Source organism: Streptomyces sp. NPDC048111, from assembly GCF_043202815.1.
Taxonomy (GTDB): Bacteria; Actinomycetota; Actinomycetes; order Streptomycetales; family Streptomycetaceae; genus Streptomyces.
Genome location: NZ_JBIDBD010000017.1, coordinates 1 through 20,170 on the forward strand (window position 1 = coordinate 1; position 20,170 = coordinate 20,170).

The following is a 20,170-nucleotide window of genomic DNA, read 5'->3' on the forward strand; positions in this document are numbered from 1 at the left end:
GGCTCCGCCCCTCGGACCCCGGCGGGGGCTGCGCCCCCTGCACCCCCCTATCGCGCCTGAACGGCGCTCGTCCTCAAACGCCGGACGGGCTGAGGGTGCCGGTGCGGGCCCGCACCGTGCCGCTAAGGGGCGCGGGGAACTGCGCGAGAAGCGAGCACGGTCCGCAGACGGCCGAGACATTGGGGGCGCGGGGAACTGCGCGAAAGGCACCCCGCCCAGGGGCACCCCGCCCAGGGGCACCCCGCGCCCAGAGTGCCGGTCCCACAGACGCGGGGCGGTGTCTTCCCGGACCGCCGTCCCGTCACCGGCCCCGGCCGGGAGCCATTCGCGGCGGCCCCCGGCCGGGGCAACCCCGGGCCCGCACGGGACACCCCCGGCACGGATGCCGAAAGCCACCCCGTGGCACCCCCGGCACGGATGCCGAAAAGCCGCACCCACCCCGCCCCACAGAAGAAAGGGACCCCATGCTCGACCACCTGATCAAGGGCGCCACCCTCGTGGACGGGACCGGTACCCCCGCCCGGCCTGCCGATGTCGGGATTCGGGGTGGGCGGATCGCCGTCGTCGCGGCGCCGGGTACCGTCCGCGAGGACGCCGTGAGTTCCGAGGACGCCGGCGGGCTCGTGCTCGCGCCCGGGTTCGTCGATCCGCATACGCACTACGACGCCCAGCTCTTCTGGGACCCGTACGCCACGCCGTCCATGAACCACGGAGTGACCACCGTCGCGGGCGGCAACTGCGGGTTCACCCTCGCGCCGCTCAATCCCGAGCGCCCCGAGGACGCCGACTACACCCGCCGCATGATGTCCAAGGTGGAGGGGATGTCCCTCAAGGCCCTTGAGGAGGGCGTCGGTTGGGGGTGGACCTCTTTCGGCGAGTATCTGCGGGCGCTGGACGGGCGGATCGCCGTCAACGCCGGGTTCATGGTCGGGCACTGCGCCCTGCGCCGGCACGTCATGGGCGCCGACGCCGTCGGCGGGCAGCCCACCGCGCGGCAGATGGACGCCATGCTCGCCCTGCTGCACGACGCCATGGACGCCGGCGCCTGGGGGCTCTCCACCACCCAGTCCTCGACCCACTCCGACGGCGACGGCCGGCCCGTCCCCTCGCGGCACGCGCGGCCCGCCGAACTCCTCGCGCTCAGCCGGGCGGTGGGGGAGCACGAGGGCACCCAACTGGAAGCGATCGTCGCCGGGTGCCTCGACCGGTTCGCGGACGACGAGATCGACCTGCTCGTCGAGATGAGCGCCGCCGCGGGGCGCCCCCTGAACTGGAACGTTCTGACGATCGACGCCGCCGTACCCGAGCGCGTACCGCGCCAGCTCGTGGCGAGTGAGCGCGCCCGCGAGGCCGGGGGCCGGATCGTCGCCCTGACGATGCCGATCCTCACGCCCATGAACATGTCGCTCGGCACGTTCTGTGCCCTCAACCTCATCCCGGGCTGGGGCGACGTCCTGGCCCTGCCCGTCCCCGAGCGCATCGCGAAGCTGCGCGACGCGGACGTGCGGGCCGAGATGCTGCGCCGCGCCGACAGCAAGGAGGCCGGGATCTTCCGGCGGCTCGCCGCGTTCGGGCGGTACGTCATCGGCGACACCTACAGTCCGCAGAACGAGGGGCTCTCGGGGCGGGTCGTCGGCGACATCGCCGCCGAGCGGGGGCTCGACCCCTTCCACTGCCTCGTGGAGATCTGCGCCAACGACCGGCTGCGGACGGTGCTGTGGCCCATGCCGACCGACAACGACCCCGCCACCTGGGCGCTGCGGCGCGAGACGTGGGAGCACGAGGACGTGCTGCTCGGCGGGTCCGACGCGGGGGCGCACCTGGACCGGATGTGCGGCGCCCCGTACACCACGCGCTTCCTCGGGGACTGTCTGCGCGGGCGCCGACTCGTGCCGCTGGAGCGGGCCGTGCAGATGCTGACCGACGACCCCGCCCGGCTGTTCGGGCTGCGCGAGCGCGGGCGGATCGAGGAGGGGTTCCATGCCGACCTCGTCCTGTTCGACCCGGAGCGGATCGAGGCCGGGCCCGCCACCCTGGTGCACGACCTGCCGGGCGACAGCCCCCGGCTCGACTCCAAGGCGATCGGCGTCGTCTCGGTCCGGGTCAACGGGGTCGAGACGCTCCGCGACGACCGGGTGACGGGCGCGGTGCCCGGCACGGTGCTCCGTTCGGGGCGCGACACCAGGACGGTGAGCACCAAGTGAGCGCTCAGGAACGGCAGTTGTTCATCGGCGGGGAGTGGGTGGCGCCCGACGGCGGCCACTGTCCGGTGCTCGACCCCGCCCGCGAGGACGTGGTGGGACTCGCGCCCGAGGCCTCGCGCGAGCAGGTCCACCAGGCCGCCGCCGCGGCGCGGGAGGCCTTCGACGGGTGGTCGCGGACCCGCCCCGAGGAGCGCGCCGCGATCCTCGACCGGGCGGCCGACCTCATGCAGCGCGACTTCGTCCGCAACGCCGACCTCGCCCGCGCCGAGACCGGGGCCACCGTCGCCACCGCGCGGGGCATGCAGGTCGGGGTGGGGGTGTCGCGGTTCCGGCGCTATGCGCAGGGCGCCCTGGAACCGGTGGAGCAGCCGCTCGCGCCGCAGATCAACGAGGCGGGTCCGATGGGCCGGGCCGGGGTGTTCGGGGCGCTCGCGGTGCGGCAGCCGGTCGGGGTGGTCACGTGCATCACCTCGTACAACAACCCCTGGGCGAACTCGGCCGGCAAGGTGGCGCCCGCGCTCGCGATGGGCAACACGGTCGTGGTGAAGCCGGCCCCGCAGGACCCGCTGTCGGTGTTCCGGATGGCCGAGGCCCTGGAGGAGGCGGGGGTGCCGCGCGGGGTGGTGAACGTGGTGACCGGGTCCGCGCCCGCGGTGGGCGAGGCGGCCGTCGACTCGCCCGATGTCGACATGGTCTCCTTCACCGGCTCCACCGCCGTGGGGCAGCGCATCGCCGAGGTGTGCGGGCGCCATATGAAACGGCAGTTGATGGAGCTGGGCGGCAAGGGTGCGGCCCTCGTCCTCGACGACGCCGACCTCGACTCGGCGGTCTCCGGCATCGGTACCACCTTCTCCTTCTACAGCGGCCAGATCTGCACCGCGCCCACCCGCGTCCTGGTGCAGCGCGGCGTCCACGACCAACTGGTGGAGAAGCTCGCCCGGTACGCCGGGTTCCTGAAGGTCGGCGACCCCGCGGACCGCGACACGGTGGTCGGACCGGTGATCTCGGCCGCCCACCGCGACCGGATCGAGTCGTATGTGGAGCTGGGGCGCAAGGAGGGCGCGACCGTCGTCGCGGGCGGCGAGCGGCCCCCACTGGAACGGGGTTTCTATGTGGCGCCGACCCTCCTCGTGGGCTGCACCAACGACATGCGGGTGGCTCGCGAGGAGATCTTCGGGCCGGTTGTCGTGGTGATCCCCTTCGACGACGAGGAGGAGGGGGTCGCGCTCGCCAACGACAGCGAGTACGGGCTGCTCGACTACGTCTGGTCCGGGGACGTGGCCCGGGCCTTCCGCATCGCGCGGCGGCTGCGCGCGGGCGGGGTCGGTGTGAACACGATCGGCCGCAACATGGAGGCGCCGTTCGGCGGGTTCAAGAAGAGCGGGGTGGGGCGGGACGTCGGCTCGTACGCGCTGCACGCGTACAGCGAACTCCAGTCGATCGTCTGGCCCGGCTAGCGCCCCGGCCCGCGTCGGCGGACCCGAGCGGCCGGGCCCGTCGGGCCGAGCGGCCCCGAACCGGTGGGCTTGAGCAGCCCGGACCCGGCCCGGGCGGCCGGGCCCGGATCCGGCGTCCGCGGCTACTTCGGTTGCAGTTCGGCCATCTTGTTCCAACCCTGCCCGGGCACCTCGACGTTGATGATCTCCGGGGTGGCGGCGATGGCCCCGGCCATCGCCTCCATCCCGGCCCGGAAGTGGTCGGAGTCGACGTGTGCCTCGCCCGCGGCGGCATCGGCGAAGGCTTCGAGCAGGGTGTACTGGCAGGGGTCGTCCACGCTGCGCGACCAGTCGTAGAACAGGTTGCCCGGTTCGGCGCGGGTGGCGCGGGTGAAGTCGTCGACGACGGTGAGCCAGTTCTCGGCGTGTTCGGGGCGGACGGTGAACCTGACGGCGATGAAGATCATGCCCCCTACCGTGCCGGGCGTCGCGTTCCGTTGCAAACCGGATCATTCCCGCAGGGGGCTCCCCGGCTCAGCCCCCCAGGAAGACCGGGTTCGTGAAGGCGGCCAGCGGGCCGGGGAAGGCCGGGGCCGTGGCGGGGTGGCGGACCTCGGCGCGGACGTACGCGGCGTTCGCGGGGGTGGTCTCCCAGGTGACCGTGCCGGTGCCCGGGGCGGGGAGCGCGGCCGTGTGGCGGGTGCCCTGGTCCGTGACGAGGGCGACCGTGCAGCCCGGGGCGCCCGTCACGTCCAGGCGGGCCGTCACCGGCTCGTCGGGAGCCGCCCGCAGGCGTTCGCCGATGCCCGCGTGCCGGCCCCGGCCGCCGGCCAGCGAGAAGGACAGCGACAGCCCCGCCGACTCGGCCACGTAGGAGCGGCCCGCCCGCAGACCGGCCTGGATCGCCGCGCGGGTCAGGTCGTCGGCGAGCACCACCGTCTGGGGGCCGCCCACGCGGTCGGGGTCGCGGTGGGCGTCGCTGTTGCCCATCGCCGGAAGCCACCGGCCGCCCGAACGGGCCGCCGCGACAAGGGAGTTGTCCCATTCGAGCAGCGACACCTCGTCGTCCGGGGTGTACGGGCCGTTCCACACCTCGACCACGTCCGCGTCGCCGAAGCCGAACTTCCAGTTGCAGCCGACGCAGGTGGCGTGCGGGTGGGCCGGGACCACCAGGCCGCCCGCCGCGCGGACCCCGCGCGCGAAGTGGCCGAAACGGTTGTCCCGGGCCCGGTAGCGCCAGTCGACGAAGTGGCCCGGCTCGGTGCCGAGCGCCAGTACGTGGCCGTTGCGGGTGGTGATCTCCTCGCCCGTCATGATCAACAGGTCGTCGCCCCACAGGCCCTGCCACGCCCGGTGGCCCGAAGTGGTGTTGTGCTCCGAGGTGTTGATGAAGTCGAGACCCGCCGCCCGGGCCAGCGCCGCGATCTCGGCCGGGGTGCGCCCGCCGTCCGAGTGCACCGAGTGCAGATGGCAGTCGCCCCGGTACCAGGCCCGGCCGCGCCCCTTGGCCCGGGGTGGCGGGTAGGCCGGCGCGGGGGTCGTGCCGGGCTCGCCGTACGCGAGGGTGATCGTCACCGTGTAGGGCAGGCCCTGCGGAGCCACCGTGTACGGGCCGAGCGCGATGTGCCAGGTGCCGGCGCGGACGGGGCCGCGCAGATAGCCCGGGGTCGCGTCGTCGGCGCGGATGAAGAACTCGGTGCGCGCCCCGCCCGACCAGCCCCGGAACCCGGCCCCGCCGAGTGCGGTGCCCCGCTCGTCGAAGACGCCGATGTCCAGCGCGTTGCCCTGGGTGCCGGGCTGCTGCGGCGGCTTCTCGTACGTGTAGGAGACCGTCAACTGCCGTACAACGTGCGGTACTTCCACCGGAAGGTAGACGAAGTCGGGCGCTCCGGGCGGCAGGGTGCCGCGTACCACCTTGGTCTCGTCGGGGCGGGCGGCGCCGCTCCCGCCGCCCGGGCCGGGGGCCGCGTGCGCGAAGCTCACGGTTTTCAGGGTGAGTGCGGTGGCCGCTCCGGTCGCGAGGAGGGCGCGCCTGCCGATCGGCCTGCCGATGGATCCCGATCCGTTCTCGGTCATGAGCTGAGCTCCCAATGAGTCGAGAGGGCTGGTCGGGGCCGGCCCGCCCCGACGGGGCCGCCCGCTCCCCGAGGGGGTGCCTGCCCACTGTGGTACCCCGGGATGAACAGGGGGAGTCGCCGGGGCGAGGACTACTGGCCGAACAGCCCCCTCGGCCGCCCCGTCGGCCCGGCCGCCCGGGCCGCCACGCCCCCCCCTCGGCCCCGCCGGCCCCTACGCATCCACGCCCGCGCCGCGCACCCCCTGTCTTGCGGCCTCGGCGCCCGGGGGATAAGAAGTGACCCCCACCGCGGACCGACCGGAAGGTATGCCGATGCGCATCGCCGTCACCATCTTCCTGACCGACGAGACGATCACCCCCGTACGGCTGGCCCGTGAGCTGGAGGAGCGGGGGTTCTCCGGGCTCTACCTGCCCGAGCACACCCACATCCCGGTCGAGCGGACCACCCCCTACCCGGCGGGCGGGGAGCTGCCGCCGGAGTACGGGCGCACCCTCGACCCGTTCGTCGCGCTCGGCCAGGCCGCGGCGGTCACCGAGCGCCTGCACCTGGGGACCGGCATCACCCTGGTCGCCCAGCACGACCCGATCGCCCTGGCCAAGCAGATCGCCACCCTCGACCACCTCAGCGGCGGGCGCTTCACGCTCGGGCTCGGGTTCGGGTGGAACAAGGAGGAGGCCGACGACCACGGCGTCGCCTGGGCGAGCCGGCGCGAGCTCGTGCGGGACCGCATCGCGCTGATGCGCGCCCTGTGGGCGGACCAACCGACCCCATACCAGGGCGAGTTCGGGTCCGTGCGGGCTTCGTCCGCCTACCCCAAGCCGGTCCGTGACGGAGCGCCCCGCATCCTCGTCGGCGGGGCCGCCGGCCCCAAGCTGTTCGCGCACATCGCCGAGTACGCGGACGGCTGGATGCCCATCGGGGGCGGCGGCCTCACCGAGTCGCTGCCGGTGCTGCGCCGGGCGTGGCAGGAGGCCGGGCGCACCGGGGACGGCCCCCAGGTCGTCCCGTACGCGGTGCTCGCCAACCCCGGCAAGCTGGCGCACTACGCGGACCTCGGCGTCGAGGAGGTGGTCCTCCAGCTGCCGCCGGCCGACGAGACGGGGGTGCTGAAGGTCCTGGACGAGTACGCCGCCTGTCTGTAGCGGGCCGCGATGCCCCGCCCGGGGCGGCGGTTGGGGGCGGCCCCGTCCCACAGGCCCCCGGGCGGGCCGATGCGGGTGGCGCCGAGCGCGTTCGCCCCGGGGTGCGGCACCCAGGGGCCCGGGGTGAGCGGTCGCTCGTATGCTCGGTGGATGACTTCCAGCGCGCAGCCCCCGCAGGCAGAAGGACCGGACCCTGCCGGGCAGTCCTTCCCCGCACCGACCGCCAACTCGATGCGGCGCGCGCTGAAACGCGCCAGGGACGGCGTGGCGCTCGACGTGAGCGAGGCGGCGGTGCTGTTGCGCGCCCGCGGCGAGGACCTCGACGACCTCACGCGCTCGGCCGCCAGGGTCCGCGACGCGGGCCTGGCCGCGGCGGGCCGGCCGGGGGTCATCACGTACTCCAAGAGCGTGTTCATCCCGCTCACCCGGCTGTGCCGCGACACATGCCACTACTGCACCTTCGTCACCGTGCCCGGCAAGCTCCGCCGGGCCGGGCACGGCATGTTCATGTCCCCCGACGAGGTCCTCGACATCGCCCGCAAGGGAGCCGAACGGGGCTGCAAGGAAGCCCTGATCACGCTCGGCGACAAGCCCGAGGACCGCTGGCCCGAGGCCCGCGAGTGGCTCGACGCGCACGGCTATGACGACACCATCGCCTATGTGCGCGCCATGGCGATCCGCATCCTGGAGGAGACCGGTCTGCTGCCGCACCTCAACCCCGGGGTGCTGTCCTGGACGGACTTCCAGCGGCTCAAGCCGGTCGCCCCCTCCATGGGCATGATGCTGGAGACGACCGCGACCCGCCTGTGGTCCGAGCCCGGCAGTCCGCACTACGGCTCCCCGGACAAGGAGCCGGCCGTGCGGCTGCGGGTCCTCGAGGACGCGGGCCGCTCGTCGGTGCCGTTCACCAGCGGGCTCCTCATCGGCATCGGGGAGACGTACGAGGAGCGCGCGGAGTCGCTGTTCGCGCTGCGCCGGATCTCGCGCGCCTACCACGGCATCCAGGAGCTGATCATCCAGAACTTCCGCGCCAAGCCGGACACGGCGATGCGCGGCATGCCCGACGCCGAGCTGGACGAACTGGTGGCGACGGTGGCGGTGGCCCGCCACATCATGGGCCCGGCGGCCTGCCTCCAGGCCCCGCCGAACCTGGTCGCGGGCGAGTACGGGCGGCTCATCGGCGCGGGCATCGACGACTGGGGCGGGGTCTCGCCGGTCACCATCGACCACGTCAACCCCGAGCGGCCCTGGCCGCGCATCGACGAGCTGGCCGAGAAGTCCGGCGCGGCCGGCTTCTCGCTGCGTGAACGCCTGTGCATCTACCCGGAGTTCGTGCGGCGCGGCGAGCCCTGGCTCGACCCGCGGCTGCTGCCGCACGTGCGCGCGCTCGCGGACGCCGACACGGGCCTGGCCGACGAGTCGGCCGAGGTGCGCGGCCTGCCGTGGCAGGAGCCCGACGAGGGCTTCGCGGCGTCCGGCCGCACCGATCTGCACCGCACCATCGACACCGAGGGCCGTACGGCGGACCGGCGCGAGGACTTCGACTCGGTGTACGGCGACTGGGGCGCGCTGCGCGAGGCGGCGGCGCCCGGCATGGTGCCCTCCCGCATCGACGGGGACGTGCGCCAGGCCCTCGCGGTCGCCGCCGACGACCCGGAGAGGCTGACCGACGACGAGGCGCTCGCGCTGCTGCACGCGGACGGCCCGGCGCTCGACGCGCTGTGCCGGGTCGCCGACGACCTGCGCACGTCGGTGGTGGGCGACGACGTCACGTACATCGTCACGCGGAACATCAACTTCACCAACGTCTGCTACACCGGCTGCCGTTTCTGCGCCTTCGCGCAGCGCCGCACCGACGCCGACGCGTACACGCTGTCGCTGTCCCAGGTCGCCGACCGGGCCGAACAGGCGTGGGAGGTGGGCGCGGTGGAGGTCTGCATGCAGGGCGGCATCCACCCGGACCTGCCCGGCACCGCCTACTTCGACATCGCGCGCGCGGTGAAGGAACGGGTGCCCGGCATGCACGTCCACGCCTTCTCGCCGATGGAGGTCGTCAACGGCGCGACCCGTACCGGCCTGTCGATCCGCGAGTGGCTCACCGAGGCGAAGGCGGCCGGACTCGACTCGATCCCCGGCACGGCGGCGGAGATCCTGGACGACGAGGTCCGCTGGATCCTCACCAAGGGCAAACTCCCGACGGCCACCTGGACCGAGGTCGTGACGACCGCCCACGCGCTCGGCATCCGCTCCTCCTCCACGATGATGTACGGGCACGTCGACCAGCCCCGCCACTGGCTCGGCCACTTCCGCACCCTCGCCGCCATCCAGCGGACCGCGCTCGAAGCGGGCGCCGAGGGCTTCACCGAGTTCGTGACGCTGCCCTTCATCCACACCAACGCACCCGTCTACCTGGCGGGCATCGCACGCCCGGGCCCCACGGCCCGCGACAACCGCGCGGTGACGGCGATGGCCCGGCTCCTGCTGCACCCGCACATCCCCAACATCCAGACCAGCTGGGTGAAACTGGGCCAGGAGGGCGCCGCCGAGATGCTGCGCTCGGGCGCGAACGACCTGGGCGGCACCCTGATGGAGGAGACCATCTCCCGGATGGCGGGCTCCAGTTACGGCTCCTACCGCTCCATCAAGGACCTGGTCGCGATCGCGGAGGCGGCGGGCCGCCCGTCCCGCCCGCGCACGACGCTGTACGGAGAGGTCCCCGAGGAGCGGATGCGCGCCGCCCACACCTCGGACGGGCACCTGCCGGAGCTGCTGCCGGTGGTGGACTGACCGGTACGCCCGCAGGTTCGCGCCCCGGCCCCGGGTGGCCGGGGGCCGGCCCGTTCGCCGGGGCGGCCCGGCGCCTCCCGCTATGGTCGATGCCGGGGAGTGTCCCGGGCTCGGGCGAGGGGGAGTTGGGGTGGGGCGCGTGGGGCCTTCGATGCAGGAGCTCATCCGGCGGCGCAAGCGGGCCGGGTTCGTGGGGCGGCGTGACGAACTCACCCTGTTCCGGCGGAACTTCGAGCTGCCCGTCGATGACGAGCGGCACCGGTTCGTGTTCCGGGTGCACGGCAACGCGGGGGTCGGAAAGACCTTCCTCGTACGGGAGTTGGAGCAGGCCGCCCTGGAGCGCGGGGCGCTGACCGCGTACACCGACGAGAGCGTGGACGGCGTCCCCGAGGTGCTGGGCGCGATCAGCGCGGCCCTCGCCCGGCAGGGGTGGCCGCTCAAGGCGCTCGACCGGATCCTGGCCACCTATCGCCAGCGCCGCTACGAGGCCGAGGCGGCCGGAGCGGGCCCGGGCCCCGTGGCCGGTGCCGGTCCGTCGGCCGGGGCGGTCGTGGCGGCCCGGGCCGGGCTCGCCGGGATCGGGCTCGTACCCGGGGTCGGACCGATCGCGGGCAGCGTCGATCCGGTCCAACTGGCCGAGGGGGCCGAGCGGTTGAGGGTCGCGCTCAGTGCGCGCCTCGGCCGCCAGGAGGACGTCCAGCTCGTGCTCGACCCGCTGCGGGTGCTCACCCCCGTGTTCGTGGAGGAACTCGGCCGGGTGGCCGCCCAGGTGCCGTGGATCGCGTGCTTCTTCGACACCTACGAGCGCACCGGTGCCTTCCTGGACGACTGGCTGCGCGATCTGGTCACCACCGACCGGTACGGCGGACTTCCGGCCAACACCGTCCTCACCCTCTCCGGCCAGGGCCGCCCCGACCCGCTGGGCTGGCCCGCCGCCGCCGACTACGCGGCCGACCTGCCCCTTGAGCCCTTCACCGAGGACGAGGCCCGCCAACTCCTGGCCGCCAAGGGCGTCGTGGACGAGGAGGTGGTGCGCGACGTGCTGCGGCTCTCCGGGCGGCTCCCGGTCCTGGTGAGCACCCTGGCGGGCAGCCGCCCGGCCGCCCCCGGCGACATCGGCGACCCGAGCGCCACCGCGGTGGAACGCTTCCTGAAGTGGGAGCCCGACCCGGTGCGCAGGTCCGCGGCGCTCGAAGGGGCGCTGCCCAGGCGGCTGGACGAGGACGTCTTCCGCGCGGCCGTCACCGGCGACGCGGCCGGGCTCTACGGCTGGCTGCGCGCGTTGCCCTTCGTCCGGGACCAGGGCGGCCGGATCAAGTACCACGACGTGGTCCGCGCCCCCATGCAGCGACTCCAGCGCACCTCCTCACCGCAGCGCTGGCGGGCCGGGCACCAGCGCCTCGCCGCCTGGTACGCCGCCGAGCGGGCCGCCGCCGAGGGCGGCGGCGGCGCGCGCTGGCGCGACGAGGCCTGGCGCGAGCCGCGCCTCGAAGAGCTCTACCACCGGCTGTGCGCCGACCCGGTCGGCGCGTTCGGGGACGTCCTGCGCGACGGCATCGAGGCCTGCGGCCAGGGCACCGTCACCGCGCGGCGCTGGGCGCGGGTGATCGTCGAGGCGGGCGAGGACGGCAACCGCGAGGCGCTGCGCAAGTGGGGGGCGGCCTGCCTGGCCGCGCTGGCGGCCGAGGGACGCCACGGCGTCGACGTGCTCGGCATGATGCTGGCCCGCCCCGAACTCACCGACCGCGACCGGGTCGCCGTGCACATCGCGCGGGCCTGGGGCCACTTCAGGAACGAGGCGTACGAGGAGTCGCTCGCCGACCACCGCCGCGCCCTCACCCTGGACGCCACCAGCGCGGACGCCCACCACGGCCGGGCCGTCGTCCACCGGGCCGTCGGCGACTGGCCGGCCGCCCTCGCCGACCTCGACCGTCTGGAGGAGCTGGAGCCGGGACGCTCGCGCGCGGCCCGCGAACGCGGCGAGACGCACCGGCGCGCGGGCCGCTACGAGGACGCCGTCACCGAACTCGGCCGCGCCCTCGCGCTCGATCCCGGCGACCCCCTGACCCTGGGCAGCCGGGGCCAGGCGCGGGCCCAACTGGGCTGCGCGGCTGGGGCGTTGGAGGACTTCGACCGGGCGCTCGCGCTCGATCCCGACTACGGCTGGGCGCTGGTGCGCCGGGCCCATGTGCGCGGGGTGCTGGGCGACACCGAGGCGGCGCTCGCCGACCTCGACCGTGCCGAGCGGCTCTCGCCGTCGTGGGCGTGGGTGCTGGGCGAGCGCGGCGACGTGAACCGGTTCGCCGGCCGTTACGAGGAGGCCGTGGCGGCCTACGGGCGGGCGCTCGCCCTCGACCCGGGCTACGCGTGGGCCCTGGGGAGCCGGGCGGTGGCGCTCGCCGAACTCGGCCGCGTGGAGGCGGCGCTGGCCGACCTGGACCGCGCGATCGCGCTGGTGCCGGGCTACGCATGGGCGTACGAGCAGCGGGCCCGGCTGCACCGGATGCTGGGCCGGGAGCGGGAGGCGCTGGCCGACCTCGCCCGGGCGGCCGGGGTGCGCGGATCCCCGGGCATCCCGCCCGGGCCGCCGCCCGCCGACGAGGGCGACCCGGCGTATCCGGGCGCCGGACCCGGCGGCGGCCCGGGCGGTGGGCCCGAGTCGGGGCCCGCGCCCCGGGACTGACCTTGCGCGGTACCGCACCGGTCACTTTGCCCTCTTAAACGGGCGCATCCGTTCAGGTAGCGTGCTGCGGCATGAGCGCAGCAGCCGGAGCCACCGCACCCGTCTGGGGCCGTGCCGAACAGCAGGACTTCCGCAGCCGGGTGCGGGGCTGTCTGCTGGGCGGGGCGATCGGGGACGCGCTGGGCACGGGCGTCGCCGCGCTCGCGCTGAGCGAGATCCGCGAGCGGCACGGCGCCGACGCCCTGGCCGACCTGGTGCCCGCGTACGGCAGGACGGGCGCGGTGAGCGCCGCCACCCAGCTCACCCTGTTCACCGTCGACGGCCTCATACGCGCCCAGGTCCGCCGCGACACCGGCGCCTGGCACCCGCCCACCGATGTGCACCGGGCCCATCTGCGCTGGGCCGCGACCCAGCACGACTGGGGGCCCGACGAGCGCCGTGAGGACAACGGCTGGCTGGCCCGCGAGGAGTGGCTCTACGCCCGGCGCGACCCGGCCAAGGCCTGTCTGGTGGGGCTCGGCGACGCCATCATGGGCACCCTGGACCAGCCCAAGAACCCGAGCGCCGACGACCCGGCCGCGCTTACCCGCTCCGCGCCCTTCGGCCTCCTGGTGGGCTGGGAGCCGCAGTTGGTGCTCCAGCTCGCCGTGGAGTGCGCGGCCCAGACCCACGGCGACCCGTCCGCCTACCTTGCGGCCGGCGCCCTCGCCGTCATCGTGCACGGCCTCGCGCGGGGCGAGTCCATGGACGGCGCGGTCCAGCGGACCCTGGCCCAGCTCGCCCTGCGGCAGGGGCACCAGCGGGTGAGCGAGGCGCTCAAGCACGCGCTCGGCGCGGTCCGCCAGGGCATGCCGAGCCCGGCCCTCGTGGCCACCCTCGGCACCGGGCACAGCGCGCCCGAGGCCCTCGCCATCGGGGTGTACTGCGCGCTGGTCGGCGAGGACATCCGGCACGGGCTGCTGCTCTCGGTCAATCACGACGGGCCGTCGGACGCGACCGGGACCGTCTGCGGCAGCCTGCTCGGCGCGATGCACGGCGAGACCGCGCTGCCGCCCGCCTGGCTCGCGCAGCTGGAGGGCCGTGCGACGCTGCTCGAACTGGCCGACGACTTCGCCATGGAGATGACGCAGGGACCGGCCCTGCACGGCCCCGCCGTCAACACGGCGGGCTGGCTGCTGCGCTATCCGAGGGGCTGAAACCACCCGTGCGGGCGAAGGAACGGCCGAAAAACGGTGTGTCCCTCGCGCCCGCACGGGGTCTTCGCCAGGGTCGTCGTCATGACCCCCGCTCCCACCGCCCGCGCCACCCACGCCCGCCGCCCCCTGGCGCGCCGCTGGTTCACGGCCCCCCTGCTCGCCCTGGCCCTGCTCGGCACCGGCGCCGGCACCTCCAGTGCGGCCCCGGCCGACGACGCCGACCGCCCCGCCTATCTGCAGCCCGGCGACGAGCCCGCCTTCACCGCCCCCTCGGCGCGCGGCGACGACCTCCCGCCGTATGACGCCCACGAGGCCCAGCAGGCCGTGGACGCCATGGTGATGGACGAGGAGGAGGAGGCGGAGGCCCGGCACTGCCCGCAGTCGGACGCCGAGCGGCAGGCCGACTACGAACGCTGGGGCCCGCACCGCGACGAGGCCTACCCCGTACGCGGCGGCGACGGCGACGTGGTCGCGGCCCCGCAGGACGAGCCCGAGATCGTCGGCTGACCCCGGCCCCGCCCCCGGGGCGCCCGGCCCCGCATCAGTCGGCCCGCACCGCCTCGGTGCCCCCGGCTCCGGCCTGGGTGGGCACGGCGGCCGAGGCCGCTGCCGGACCCGGCCCGTCGTCGTCGGTGTTGACGCGGGCGAGCAGCGCGTCCCGCTCGGGGGTGTCCTCGGGCTTGAGCAGGCCGATCACGACGTACAGGACGAGCGAGATCGCCAGCGGCACCGACACCTGCCACTGGAGCGCGACCCCGGTCCGCTGCGAGCCGTCCAGGTCGTAGTTGACGAAGAAGAACGCGACCAGTCCCGCGGCCCAGCTCCCCAGCGCCGCCGTCGGGCCCGACCTGCGGAACGTCTGGAGCATGCCCAGCATGAACGGGATCGCGATCGGTCCCATGAGCCCGGCCACCCACTTGATCACGACGGTGATGATGTCCTTGAAGGCGGGCGAGTCGACCTGGGTGGCGATCGTCATCGACAGGGCGAGGAAGACCAGCGTGGACAGCCGGGCGGCGACGAGCCCCGCGCGCGCGTCCCAGCCGCGGGCCGACTTCGACAGGACCGGCATGATGTCGCGGGTGAAGACGGCCGAGATGGCGTTGGCGTCAGAGGAGCACATGGCCATGGTGTGCGAGAAGAAGCCGACGACGACCAGGCCGAGCATGCCGTGCGGCAGCAGCGTCTGGGTCATCAGGGCGTAACTGTCCGACCCGTCCGGCTTCTTGGCGTGTACGAGCAGCGGCGCGCACCACATCGGGAAGAACAGCACGGTCGGCCACACGGCCCACAGGATCGCCGACAGACGGGCCGAACGCGTCGCCGAGCGGGCCGAGTCGGTGGCCATGTAGCGCTGGGCCTGGTTCCACATGCCGCCGTTGTACTCGAAGGTCTTGATGAAGAGGAACGCCATCAGGAAGGTGACGGTGTACGGGCCGGCGGTCGCGTGCGCGTGGCCGCTGGGCAGCTTGTCCCACACCGTCCACAGCGTGGAGAAGCCGTCGAGCCTGCCCATGACGGCGATGAGCATCGCCAGGCCCGCGCCCAACTGGATGATGAACTGGCCGAGTTCGGTCAGCGCGTCCGCCCACAGGCCGCCGACCGTGCAGTACACCGCCGTGATGCCGCCGGTGATGAAGATGCCCTGGGTGATGCTGATGCCGGTGAACACGGACAGCAGGGTCGCGATGGCCGCCCACTTGGCGCCCACGTCGACGATCTTCAGAAGCAGTCCCGACCAGGCGAGCGCCTGCTGGGTGGAGACGTTGTAGCGGTTCTTGAGGTATTCGAGCGGCGAGGCCACGAGGAGTTTGGAGCGCAGCCGGTTGAGCCGGGGCGCGAACAGCTTCGCCCCGATGCCGATGCCGACCGCGATGGGGAAGGACCAGGTCACGAAGGACGTCACGCCGTACTGGTAGGCGATGCCGGCGTAGCCGGTGAACATCACCGCGCTGTAGCCGGACATGTGGTGCGAGATGCCGGACAGCCACCACGGCATCCGGCCGCCGGCCGTGAAGAAGTCGGAGACATCGCCGACCCGTCTGTGGGACCAGATGCCGATCGCGACCATCACGCCGAAGTAGCCGATCAGCACGGCCCAGTCGAGACTGTTCATGTGCCCCCTCCCAGGGGTCCGCCTTGTGAACGTCACCGAGGCGACGTCGAGGAGCTCGGATGCCCTTCGTCAGTACGTCCGGTTCAGCGGCGCCCCGTGCGGGAGTGGGGACTTGGGGGATTGAACCCCTTGGCCGAGGAGGTGGTCAAGACCTGTGCCGGTCATGGATATGAACGAGGATCACAAAGTCGAACGATTTTGCTTCGCCTTTACTTCATGGGCTGTTGCCGCGCGAGTGACGGGAGCCACACGATGAGCGGGCACTTCGTCAGGCTCCGCCCATCGTTAGCGCCCCCTCGGGTGCGCCCAGACGCAGAACGGCCGCACGGGATGCGGGTCCCGCGCGGCCGGGAGGGACGGTCAACCACCCCTGTATCAGCGCCTGTTGCGCGCCCGCCTCATCTCATCAGCTCCCCGGCGTTCACCAGGAGGGACTGGCCGGTGATCGCGCGGGCCCGGTCCGAGGCCAGGAACACCACCGCGTCCGCCACGTCGCCGTCGGTGGCGAGCTCGGGCAGGGCCATCCGCTCGGTGAGCCGCCCCAGCACCTCCTGCTCGGACACGCCCTCGGTGTGCGCGGTGAACTGGACGTACGCCTGGACCGGCGGCCCCCACATCCAGCCCGGCAGCACCGTGTTGACCCGGATCCGGTCCGGGCCGAGCTCGCGCGCCAGGGAGTACGCGGCCGAGGTCAGCGCCCCCTTGGAGGCCGCGTACGCCGCCTGGCGCACCTGCGAGGGCGCCGCCACCGAGGACTGCGTGCCGATCACCACCACGGAGCCGCCCCGCGCCTTGAGCGCGGGCAGGCAGGCCCGGGTCATGCGCAGCGTGCCGAGCAGGTTCACGTCGATGACCTGCTGCCAGGTGGCGAAGTCCGCGTCCTGGAGCCCCCCGAAGTAGCTGTCCCAGGCGGCGACATGGACCACCGCGTCGATCGCCCCGAAGCGCTCCACCGCGAGCGCGGCGAGCGCCTCGCACTGCGCCTCGTCGGTGATGTCGGTGGGCAGGTACGCGGTGCGGGCGCCGTCCGGGTCCACCTCGGAGGCGCACTTGGCGAGGTTGGCCGCCGTGCGCGCGCCGAGCACGGCGTTGCCCCCGTCGCGCACGACGGCCGCCGCGACCTGGTGGCCGAGCCCCGCCCCGACCCCGGACACGATGACGGTCTTCCCACTCAGCAACATCCGGTCGCCTCCCGGCTCTGGCACATCTTCTGACGGAGCGTCAGAGTAAGTGCCCCCAGTGGCGGAAGGAAGGGATGCGGCATGACGCAGGACACACGCCCCGAGGCCTACGCGGAGCTGGCCTCGGTGGGGCCCTACGGGGTGCGCCCGGGGCACGCGCTGATCACCATGGTGGAGCCGCACCCGGGCCACGAGTACGCGTACAACCGCTGGTACGAGGACGACCACTACTACGCCGGCGCCATGGCCATGCCCTGGATGTACGCGGGGCGCCGCTGGGTGGCCACCCGCGCACTCCAGGAGCTGCGCTATCCGGAGAAGTCGGCGGTCGCCCGGCCGGTCGGCGCGGGCTGCTACCTCTCCACGTACTGGATCACCGACGGGCGCTACGACGAGCACATGAAGTGGACCGTCGGCATCAACAAGCGGCTGAACCGGGACGGGCGGGTCTACCAGGACCGCACCCACGTCTTCACCGCGTTCCAGGACCACGAGGCGACCGTCTACCGCGACGGCGCGGCCGGCCCGCGCGACTACCACGCGCTCGACCACCCCTACGCGGGTCTCGTCCTCCAGGTCGTCGACGCCGAAAGCCCGGACGCGCGGGGCGAGTTGCTGGAGTGGCTGCGCTCGCGCGAGCTGCCCCGGCGCCTTGCCGGGGGGCCCACCGCCCTGGTGACCGTCTTCGGGCCCACTCCGCTGCCGGGCGACCGCATGACGTACGTGAAACAGGTCGAGGGCGTCGGCACCCGGCTCACGCTGCTCTGGTTCCTCGAACGCGATCCGCGCGAGGTCTGGGCGGACCACTTCGCCGGGCTCGACACCGCGGTCGCCGAAACGGGCCTGGGGCGGGTGGAGTTGGTGGCCCCGTTCATCCCCACCGTGCCCGGCACCGACCGCTACGTGGACGAGCTGCGCTGAGCCCGCGACGCGGTGGCGGTGCGGGCACGGCCGAGCCCCCTCGGCCGGGACGGCGGACCAGTCGAGAGGGCTCTTGTCGGTAGGGCGGATATCACGGTGGCTGCCGGGGTGGTCAGCTGAGGGTGTCCCGGGTCACCTCGGCCACGAACGCGTTCCACGCGCCGGGAGCGAAGGAGATCGAGGGACCGGCGGTGACTTTCGAGTCCCGCACGGCGATGGCGTGCATCTCGGGGGACTTGACTTCGACACATGCGCCGTTACCGGTGGAGTACGAGGACTTGGTCCAGGTGTCCGTGGCGCCCTGAAGAATGGCCATGATCGCTCCGGTTCTTGCCAGTTGGTCGTTCTCGGCCAGCGATTGTCGTTGGCGTGATCGACGCTACTCGCAGCTCCCCGAGTGTGCGGCGGCCATTCACTCGACCGGATGGCATATTCCAGTGGGGTCTTCCTTTGCGGTACGCGTGGGGTGTACGGTGCCGCGCTTCAGCGGATCAGCCCGCCTTCCCGTCGGCGTAGTCCTTCGCGACCGCGGTGATGAATTCCCGCGTCTGGTCCACGTTCAGGGCCTGCGCCCGCAAATGCTCGTACATCACGCTGTATTTCTGGACGTCGTTCGCCTTCTCCAGGTAGAGGTCGCTCGTGACGCCCTCGATGTAGACGACGCTGGAGTCCGAGGCGTCGGGGAATTCGAGGATCGCGTACTGGCCGTTGATGCCCGGATGGGCGCCCATGCTGAACGGCAGTACCTGCACGGTGACATGGGGCAGCTGGGACTGCACGATGAGGAACTCCAGCTGGTCGATCATCATCTGCTTGCCGCCGACCGTGCGGCGCAGCGCCGCCTCGTCGATGACCACCCACAGCCGCAGCGGGTTCTCCGCCGCCTTCACCCGCTCCTGGCGCCGCAGCCGGACGCTGACGCGTTTCTCGACGTCGGTCGGGGCGGTCTCCGGCAGGGCTCCCGCGATCAGGGCCTCCGCGTACTCCCGGGTCTGGAGCAGCCCGGGCACGACCTGCGGATCGTAGACGCGCAGGCTCGCCGCGTCCGTCTCCAGACCGATGTAGACGCTGTACGGGATGTCGCCGAAGGCGTGCCACCAGCCCTGCTGGCGCGAGTCCTTGGCCATCTGCATCAGCGAATCGACGATCCGGTGGTCCTCGACCTCGTACACCCCGCACAGATCGCGCACGTCGCGCTGGCTGATGGAGCGGCGGCCGTTCTCGAGGCGGCTGATCTTCGACTGGGACACCAGCAGGCGCTCGGCGACCTCTTCGGCCGTCATGCCCTTCAGCTCGCGGAGTCTGCGCAGCTCCTGGCCCAGACGGCGCCGCCTGACGGTGGGATTGACATTGGACGCCACGGGTAACGCACCTCCGGCTCACGGCTCTTCTGTTGGTCTGCTCAGCAGACTGCCACCAACCTCCGTGCGCGCGCTGGAAAACCGCCACACGCAGCGACCATGCGAACGCGCGGGGCCGTCGAGACAGCCCCGCGCGTTGCCGTGCGGCTTCCGGACCGGGTCATGGGGACGTCGGTGCGGCGGTGGTGGTGCGGTGGTGCGGCGTGGTCGCCGGTGCTGCTAGTGGTGGGCCACGGCCCGGGCCATCAAGCCGTGGTGCGGCTGCATCGCGACGCCGGCGGTCGCCGCGTGGCGGCTCCCGTTGTCCGGCGCGGCGCCACCCTGCCCGGAGCGGCGTGGCTGAGCGGCCACCCCGTTCTGGACGTCCATCACGGCGTGCGCCACGAGACCGCCCATCGGGTCGTGCCTGATCAGATCCCTGAGACGGGAGCGCGATGACCGCCCCTCGTTGCCGGGGTACAAGTGCTTGCCGAGCCCGACTGCGTGGGCCAGCGCGGCAAGCGCCGCGGTCCGCGGGTCCGGCGGTACGCCGGTGCGGATCGCGCTGTCCAGCCGGGCCCTGATGTCCCGGCTGATCGCCGTCTCCGTCGCTTGGTAGCGAGTCGTCGGCAGCACCCCGCACATCTGGCCCGCGACGGCATGGACCATGCCGCACCGCTCCAGGTGCGCGAGGTAAATCTGGCGGAGCCCGAGACGGGGCCCGCCGATCCAGTGGACGGCCCGGACCGGACTGCCGCGCCTGCGCAGCAGTTCCAGTGCGGAGTCCAGTGTCGGATCTCCTGTCGGCCGTGCCATCACCACGGCGATACGATCCCCGTCTGGGGCTATCCGTCCTGCCAGAGCCAGCTCCACTAGCTGGGCTCCGGCGAGGCCGAGGTCGAGCGACTGCGGCTGCGCTGTGGTACCCGTGGCCGGGTCCAGAGCGAGCAGCAACAGCTCTTCCGGAATAGTTCTGCGGCTCCTGCCCATCCATGCCTCCCCGCGTGGATGAATGACAGGGTGACCCCTCTCACATTCATCTGTCGAGAGCGCCTGGGCGGTTCGTACGGGAACCGACAGGTATGT

Annotated in this window: 15 protein-coding genes; 8 read left to right on the forward strand and 7 right to left on the reverse strand. The window is 73.3% G+C overall.

What is annotated here, in order from left to right; all coding sequences use genetic code 11:
• The first annotated feature begins 464 nt into the window (after positions 1 to 464).
• Complete coding sequence (locus tag ACGF3I_RS24025; RefSeq protein WP_393135243.1) at positions 465 to 2,204, forward strand: amidohydrolase family protein; 1,740 nt, start codon at positions 465 to 467, stop codon at positions 2,202 to 2,204.
• A complete protein-coding gene (locus tag ACGF3I_RS24030) occupies positions 2,201 to 3,661 on the forward strand; it encodes an aldehyde dehydrogenase family protein (RefSeq protein WP_393135245.1) in 1,461 nt (486 codons plus the stop codon). Before ACGF3I_RS24025 ends, ACGF3I_RS24030 begins: the two co-directional genes overlap by 4 nt.
• Before the next feature lie 122 nt (positions 3,662 to 3,783).
• Here the strand turns inward: ACGF3I_RS24030 and ACGF3I_RS24035 are convergent, their stop codons facing one another.
• A complete protein-coding gene (locus ACGF3I_RS24035; protein ID WP_393135247.1) occupies positions 3,784 to 4,107 on the reverse strand; it encodes a putative quinol monooxygenase in 324 nt (107 codons plus the stop codon).
• A gap of 67 nt (positions 4,108 to 4,174) precedes the next feature.
• Positions 4,175 to 5,716 carry a CehA/McbA family metallohydrolase gene (locus ACGF3I_RS24040; protein WP_393135249.1) on the reverse strand — a complete coding sequence of 514 codons (1,542 nt, stop codon included), beginning with the start codon at positions 5,714 to 5,716 and terminating at the stop codon, positions 4,175 to 4,177.
• A gap of 313 nt (positions 5,717 to 6,029) precedes the next feature.
• Here ACGF3I_RS24040 and ACGF3I_RS24045 point away from each other — a divergent pair, with 313 nt between their 5' ends.
• The 5 genes from ACGF3I_RS24045 to ACGF3I_RS24065 all read left to right on the forward strand — a co-directional run bounded on the left by ACGF3I_RS24045 (position 6,030) and on the right by ACGF3I_RS24065 (position 14,033).
• Positions 6,030 to 6,860 (forward strand): LLM class F420-dependent oxidoreductase, encoded by an 831-nt coding sequence (locus ACGF3I_RS24045; protein ID WP_393135251.1) that lies wholly within the window; start codon positions 6,030 to 6,032, stop codon positions 6,858 to 6,860.
• Between the two features lie 150 nt (positions 6,861 to 7,010).
• Complete coding sequence (locus tag ACGF3I_RS24050; protein ID WP_393135252.1) at positions 7,011 to 9,647, forward strand: bifunctional FO biosynthesis protein CofGH; 2,637 nt, start codon at positions 7,011 to 7,013, stop codon at positions 9,645 to 9,647.
• A 151-nt stretch (positions 9,648 to 9,798) separates the two neighbouring features.
• Positions 9,799 to 12,330 carry a tetratricopeptide repeat protein gene (locus tag ACGF3I_RS24055; protein ID WP_393135253.1) on the forward strand — a complete coding sequence of 844 codons (2,532 nt, stop codon included), beginning with the start codon at positions 9,799 to 9,801 and terminating at the stop codon, positions 12,328 to 12,330.
• A gap of 71 nt (positions 12,331 to 12,401) precedes the next feature.
• Positions 12,402 to 13,526, forward strand: coding sequence for an ADP-ribosylglycohydrolase family protein (locus ACGF3I_RS24060; protein WP_393135254.1), 1,125 nt, complete (start codon positions 12,402 to 12,404; stop codon positions 13,524 to 13,526).
• Positions 13,527 to 13,607: 81 nt separating this feature from the next.
• Complete coding sequence (locus ACGF3I_RS24065; RefSeq protein WP_393135256.1) at positions 13,608 to 14,033, forward strand: hypothetical protein; 426 nt, start codon at positions 13,608 to 13,610, stop codon at positions 14,031 to 14,033.
• 34 nt (positions 14,034 to 14,067) lie between these two features.
• Here ACGF3I_RS24065 and ACGF3I_RS24070 read toward each other — a convergent pair whose 3' ends face one another.
• On the reverse strand, positions 14,068 to 15,642 hold the full coding sequence (locus ACGF3I_RS24070; protein ID WP_393135258.1) for a sodium:solute symporter family protein: 1,575 nt from the start codon (positions 15,640 to 15,642) through the stop codon (positions 14,068 to 14,070).
• A 398-nt stretch (positions 15,643 to 16,040) separates the two neighbouring features.
• Positions 16,041 to 16,823 (reverse strand): SDR family oxidoreductase, encoded by a 783-nt coding sequence (locus ACGF3I_RS24075; RefSeq protein ID WP_393135260.1) that lies wholly within the window; start codon positions 16,821 to 16,823, stop codon positions 16,041 to 16,043.
• A gap of 81 nt (positions 16,824 to 16,904) precedes the next feature.
• On the opposite strand from ACGF3I_RS24075, the gene ACGF3I_RS24080 reads away from it, so the two are divergent.
• Entirely contained in the window at positions 16,905 to 17,744 is an 840-nt protein-coding gene (locus tag ACGF3I_RS24080) for a hypothetical protein (protein WP_393135262.1), read from the forward strand.
• Between the two features lie 112 nt (positions 17,745 to 17,856).
• On the opposite strand, the gene ACGF3I_RS24085 is transcribed toward ACGF3I_RS24080, so the two are convergent.
• The 3 genes from ACGF3I_RS24085 to ACGF3I_RS24095 all read right to left on the reverse strand — a co-directional run bounded on the left by ACGF3I_RS24085 (position 17,857) and on the right by ACGF3I_RS24095 (position 20,074).
• The gene (locus tag ACGF3I_RS24085; protein ID WP_393135263.1) at positions 17,857 to 18,060 is read right to left on the reverse strand and encodes a DUF397 domain-containing protein; all 204 of its coding nucleotides are present in this window, start codon (positions 18,058 to 18,060) and stop codon (positions 17,857 to 17,859) included.
• 175 nt (positions 18,061 to 18,235) lie between these two features.
• On the reverse strand, positions 18,236 to 19,105 hold the full coding sequence (locus ACGF3I_RS24090) for a helix-turn-helix domain-containing protein (protein WP_393135265.1): 870 nt from the start codon (positions 19,103 to 19,105) through the stop codon (positions 18,236 to 18,238).
• A 219-nt stretch (positions 19,106 to 19,324) separates the two neighbouring features.
• Positions 19,325 to 20,074, reverse strand: coding sequence for a GPP34 family phosphoprotein (locus tag ACGF3I_RS24095; protein ID WP_393135267.1), 750 nt, complete (start codon positions 20,072 to 20,074; stop codon positions 19,325 to 19,327).
• Between the last annotated feature and the right edge of the window lie 96 nt (positions 20,075 to 20,170).

What these genes read in the sequence shown, in the direction of transcription:
- ACGF3I_RS24025 (WP_393135243.1), top strand. Translation starts at nt 465, where the DNA reads ATGCTCGACCACCTGATCAAGGGCGCCACCCTCGTGGACGGGACCGGT.
- ACGF3I_RS24035 (WP_393135247.1), bottom strand. Translation starts at nt 4,107, where the DNA reads ATGATCTTCATCGCCGTCAGGTTCACCGTCCGCCCCGAACACGCCGAG.
- ACGF3I_RS24040 (WP_393135249.1), bottom strand. Translation starts at nt 5,716, where the DNA reads ATGACCGAGAACGGATCGGGATCCATCGGCAGGCCGATCGGCAGGCGC.
- ACGF3I_RS24045 (WP_393135251.1), top strand. Translation starts at nt 6,030, where the DNA reads ATGCGCATCGCCGTCACCATCTTCCTGACCGACGAGACGATCACCCCC.
- ACGF3I_RS24050 (WP_393135252.1), top strand. Translation starts at nt 7,011, where the DNA reads ATGACTTCCAGCGCGCAGCCCCCGCAGGCAGAAGGACCGGACCCTGCC.
- ACGF3I_RS24055 (WP_393135253.1), top strand. Translation starts at nt 9,799, where the DNA reads ATGCAGGAGCTCATCCGGCGGCGCAAGCGGGCCGGGTTCGTGGGGCGG.
- ACGF3I_RS24060 (WP_393135254.1), top strand. Translation starts at nt 12,402, where the DNA reads ATGAGCGCAGCAGCCGGAGCCACCGCACCCGTCTGGGGCCGTGCCGAA.
- ACGF3I_RS24065 (WP_393135256.1), top strand. Translation starts at nt 13,608, where the DNA reads ATGACCCCCGCTCCCACCGCCCGCGCCACCCACGCCCGCCGCCCCCTG.
- ACGF3I_RS24070 (WP_393135258.1), bottom strand. Translation starts at nt 15,642, where the DNA reads ATGAACAGTCTCGACTGGGCCGTGCTGATCGGCTACTTCGGCGTGATG.
- ACGF3I_RS24075 (WP_393135260.1), bottom strand. Translation starts at nt 16,823, where the DNA reads ATGTTGCTGAGTGGGAAGACCGTCATCGTGTCCGGGGTCGGGGCGGGG.
- ACGF3I_RS24080 (WP_393135262.1), top strand. Translation starts at nt 16,905, where the DNA reads ATGACGCAGGACACACGCCCCGAGGCCTACGCGGAGCTGGCCTCGGTG.
- ACGF3I_RS24085 (WP_393135263.1), bottom strand. Translation starts at nt 18,060, where the DNA reads ATGGCCATTCTTCAGGGCGCCACGGACACCTGGACCAAGTCCTCGTAC.
- ACGF3I_RS24095 (WP_393135267.1), bottom strand. Translation starts at nt 20,074, where the DNA reads ATGGGCAGGAGCCGCAGAACTATTCCGGAAGAGCTGTTGCTGCTCGCT.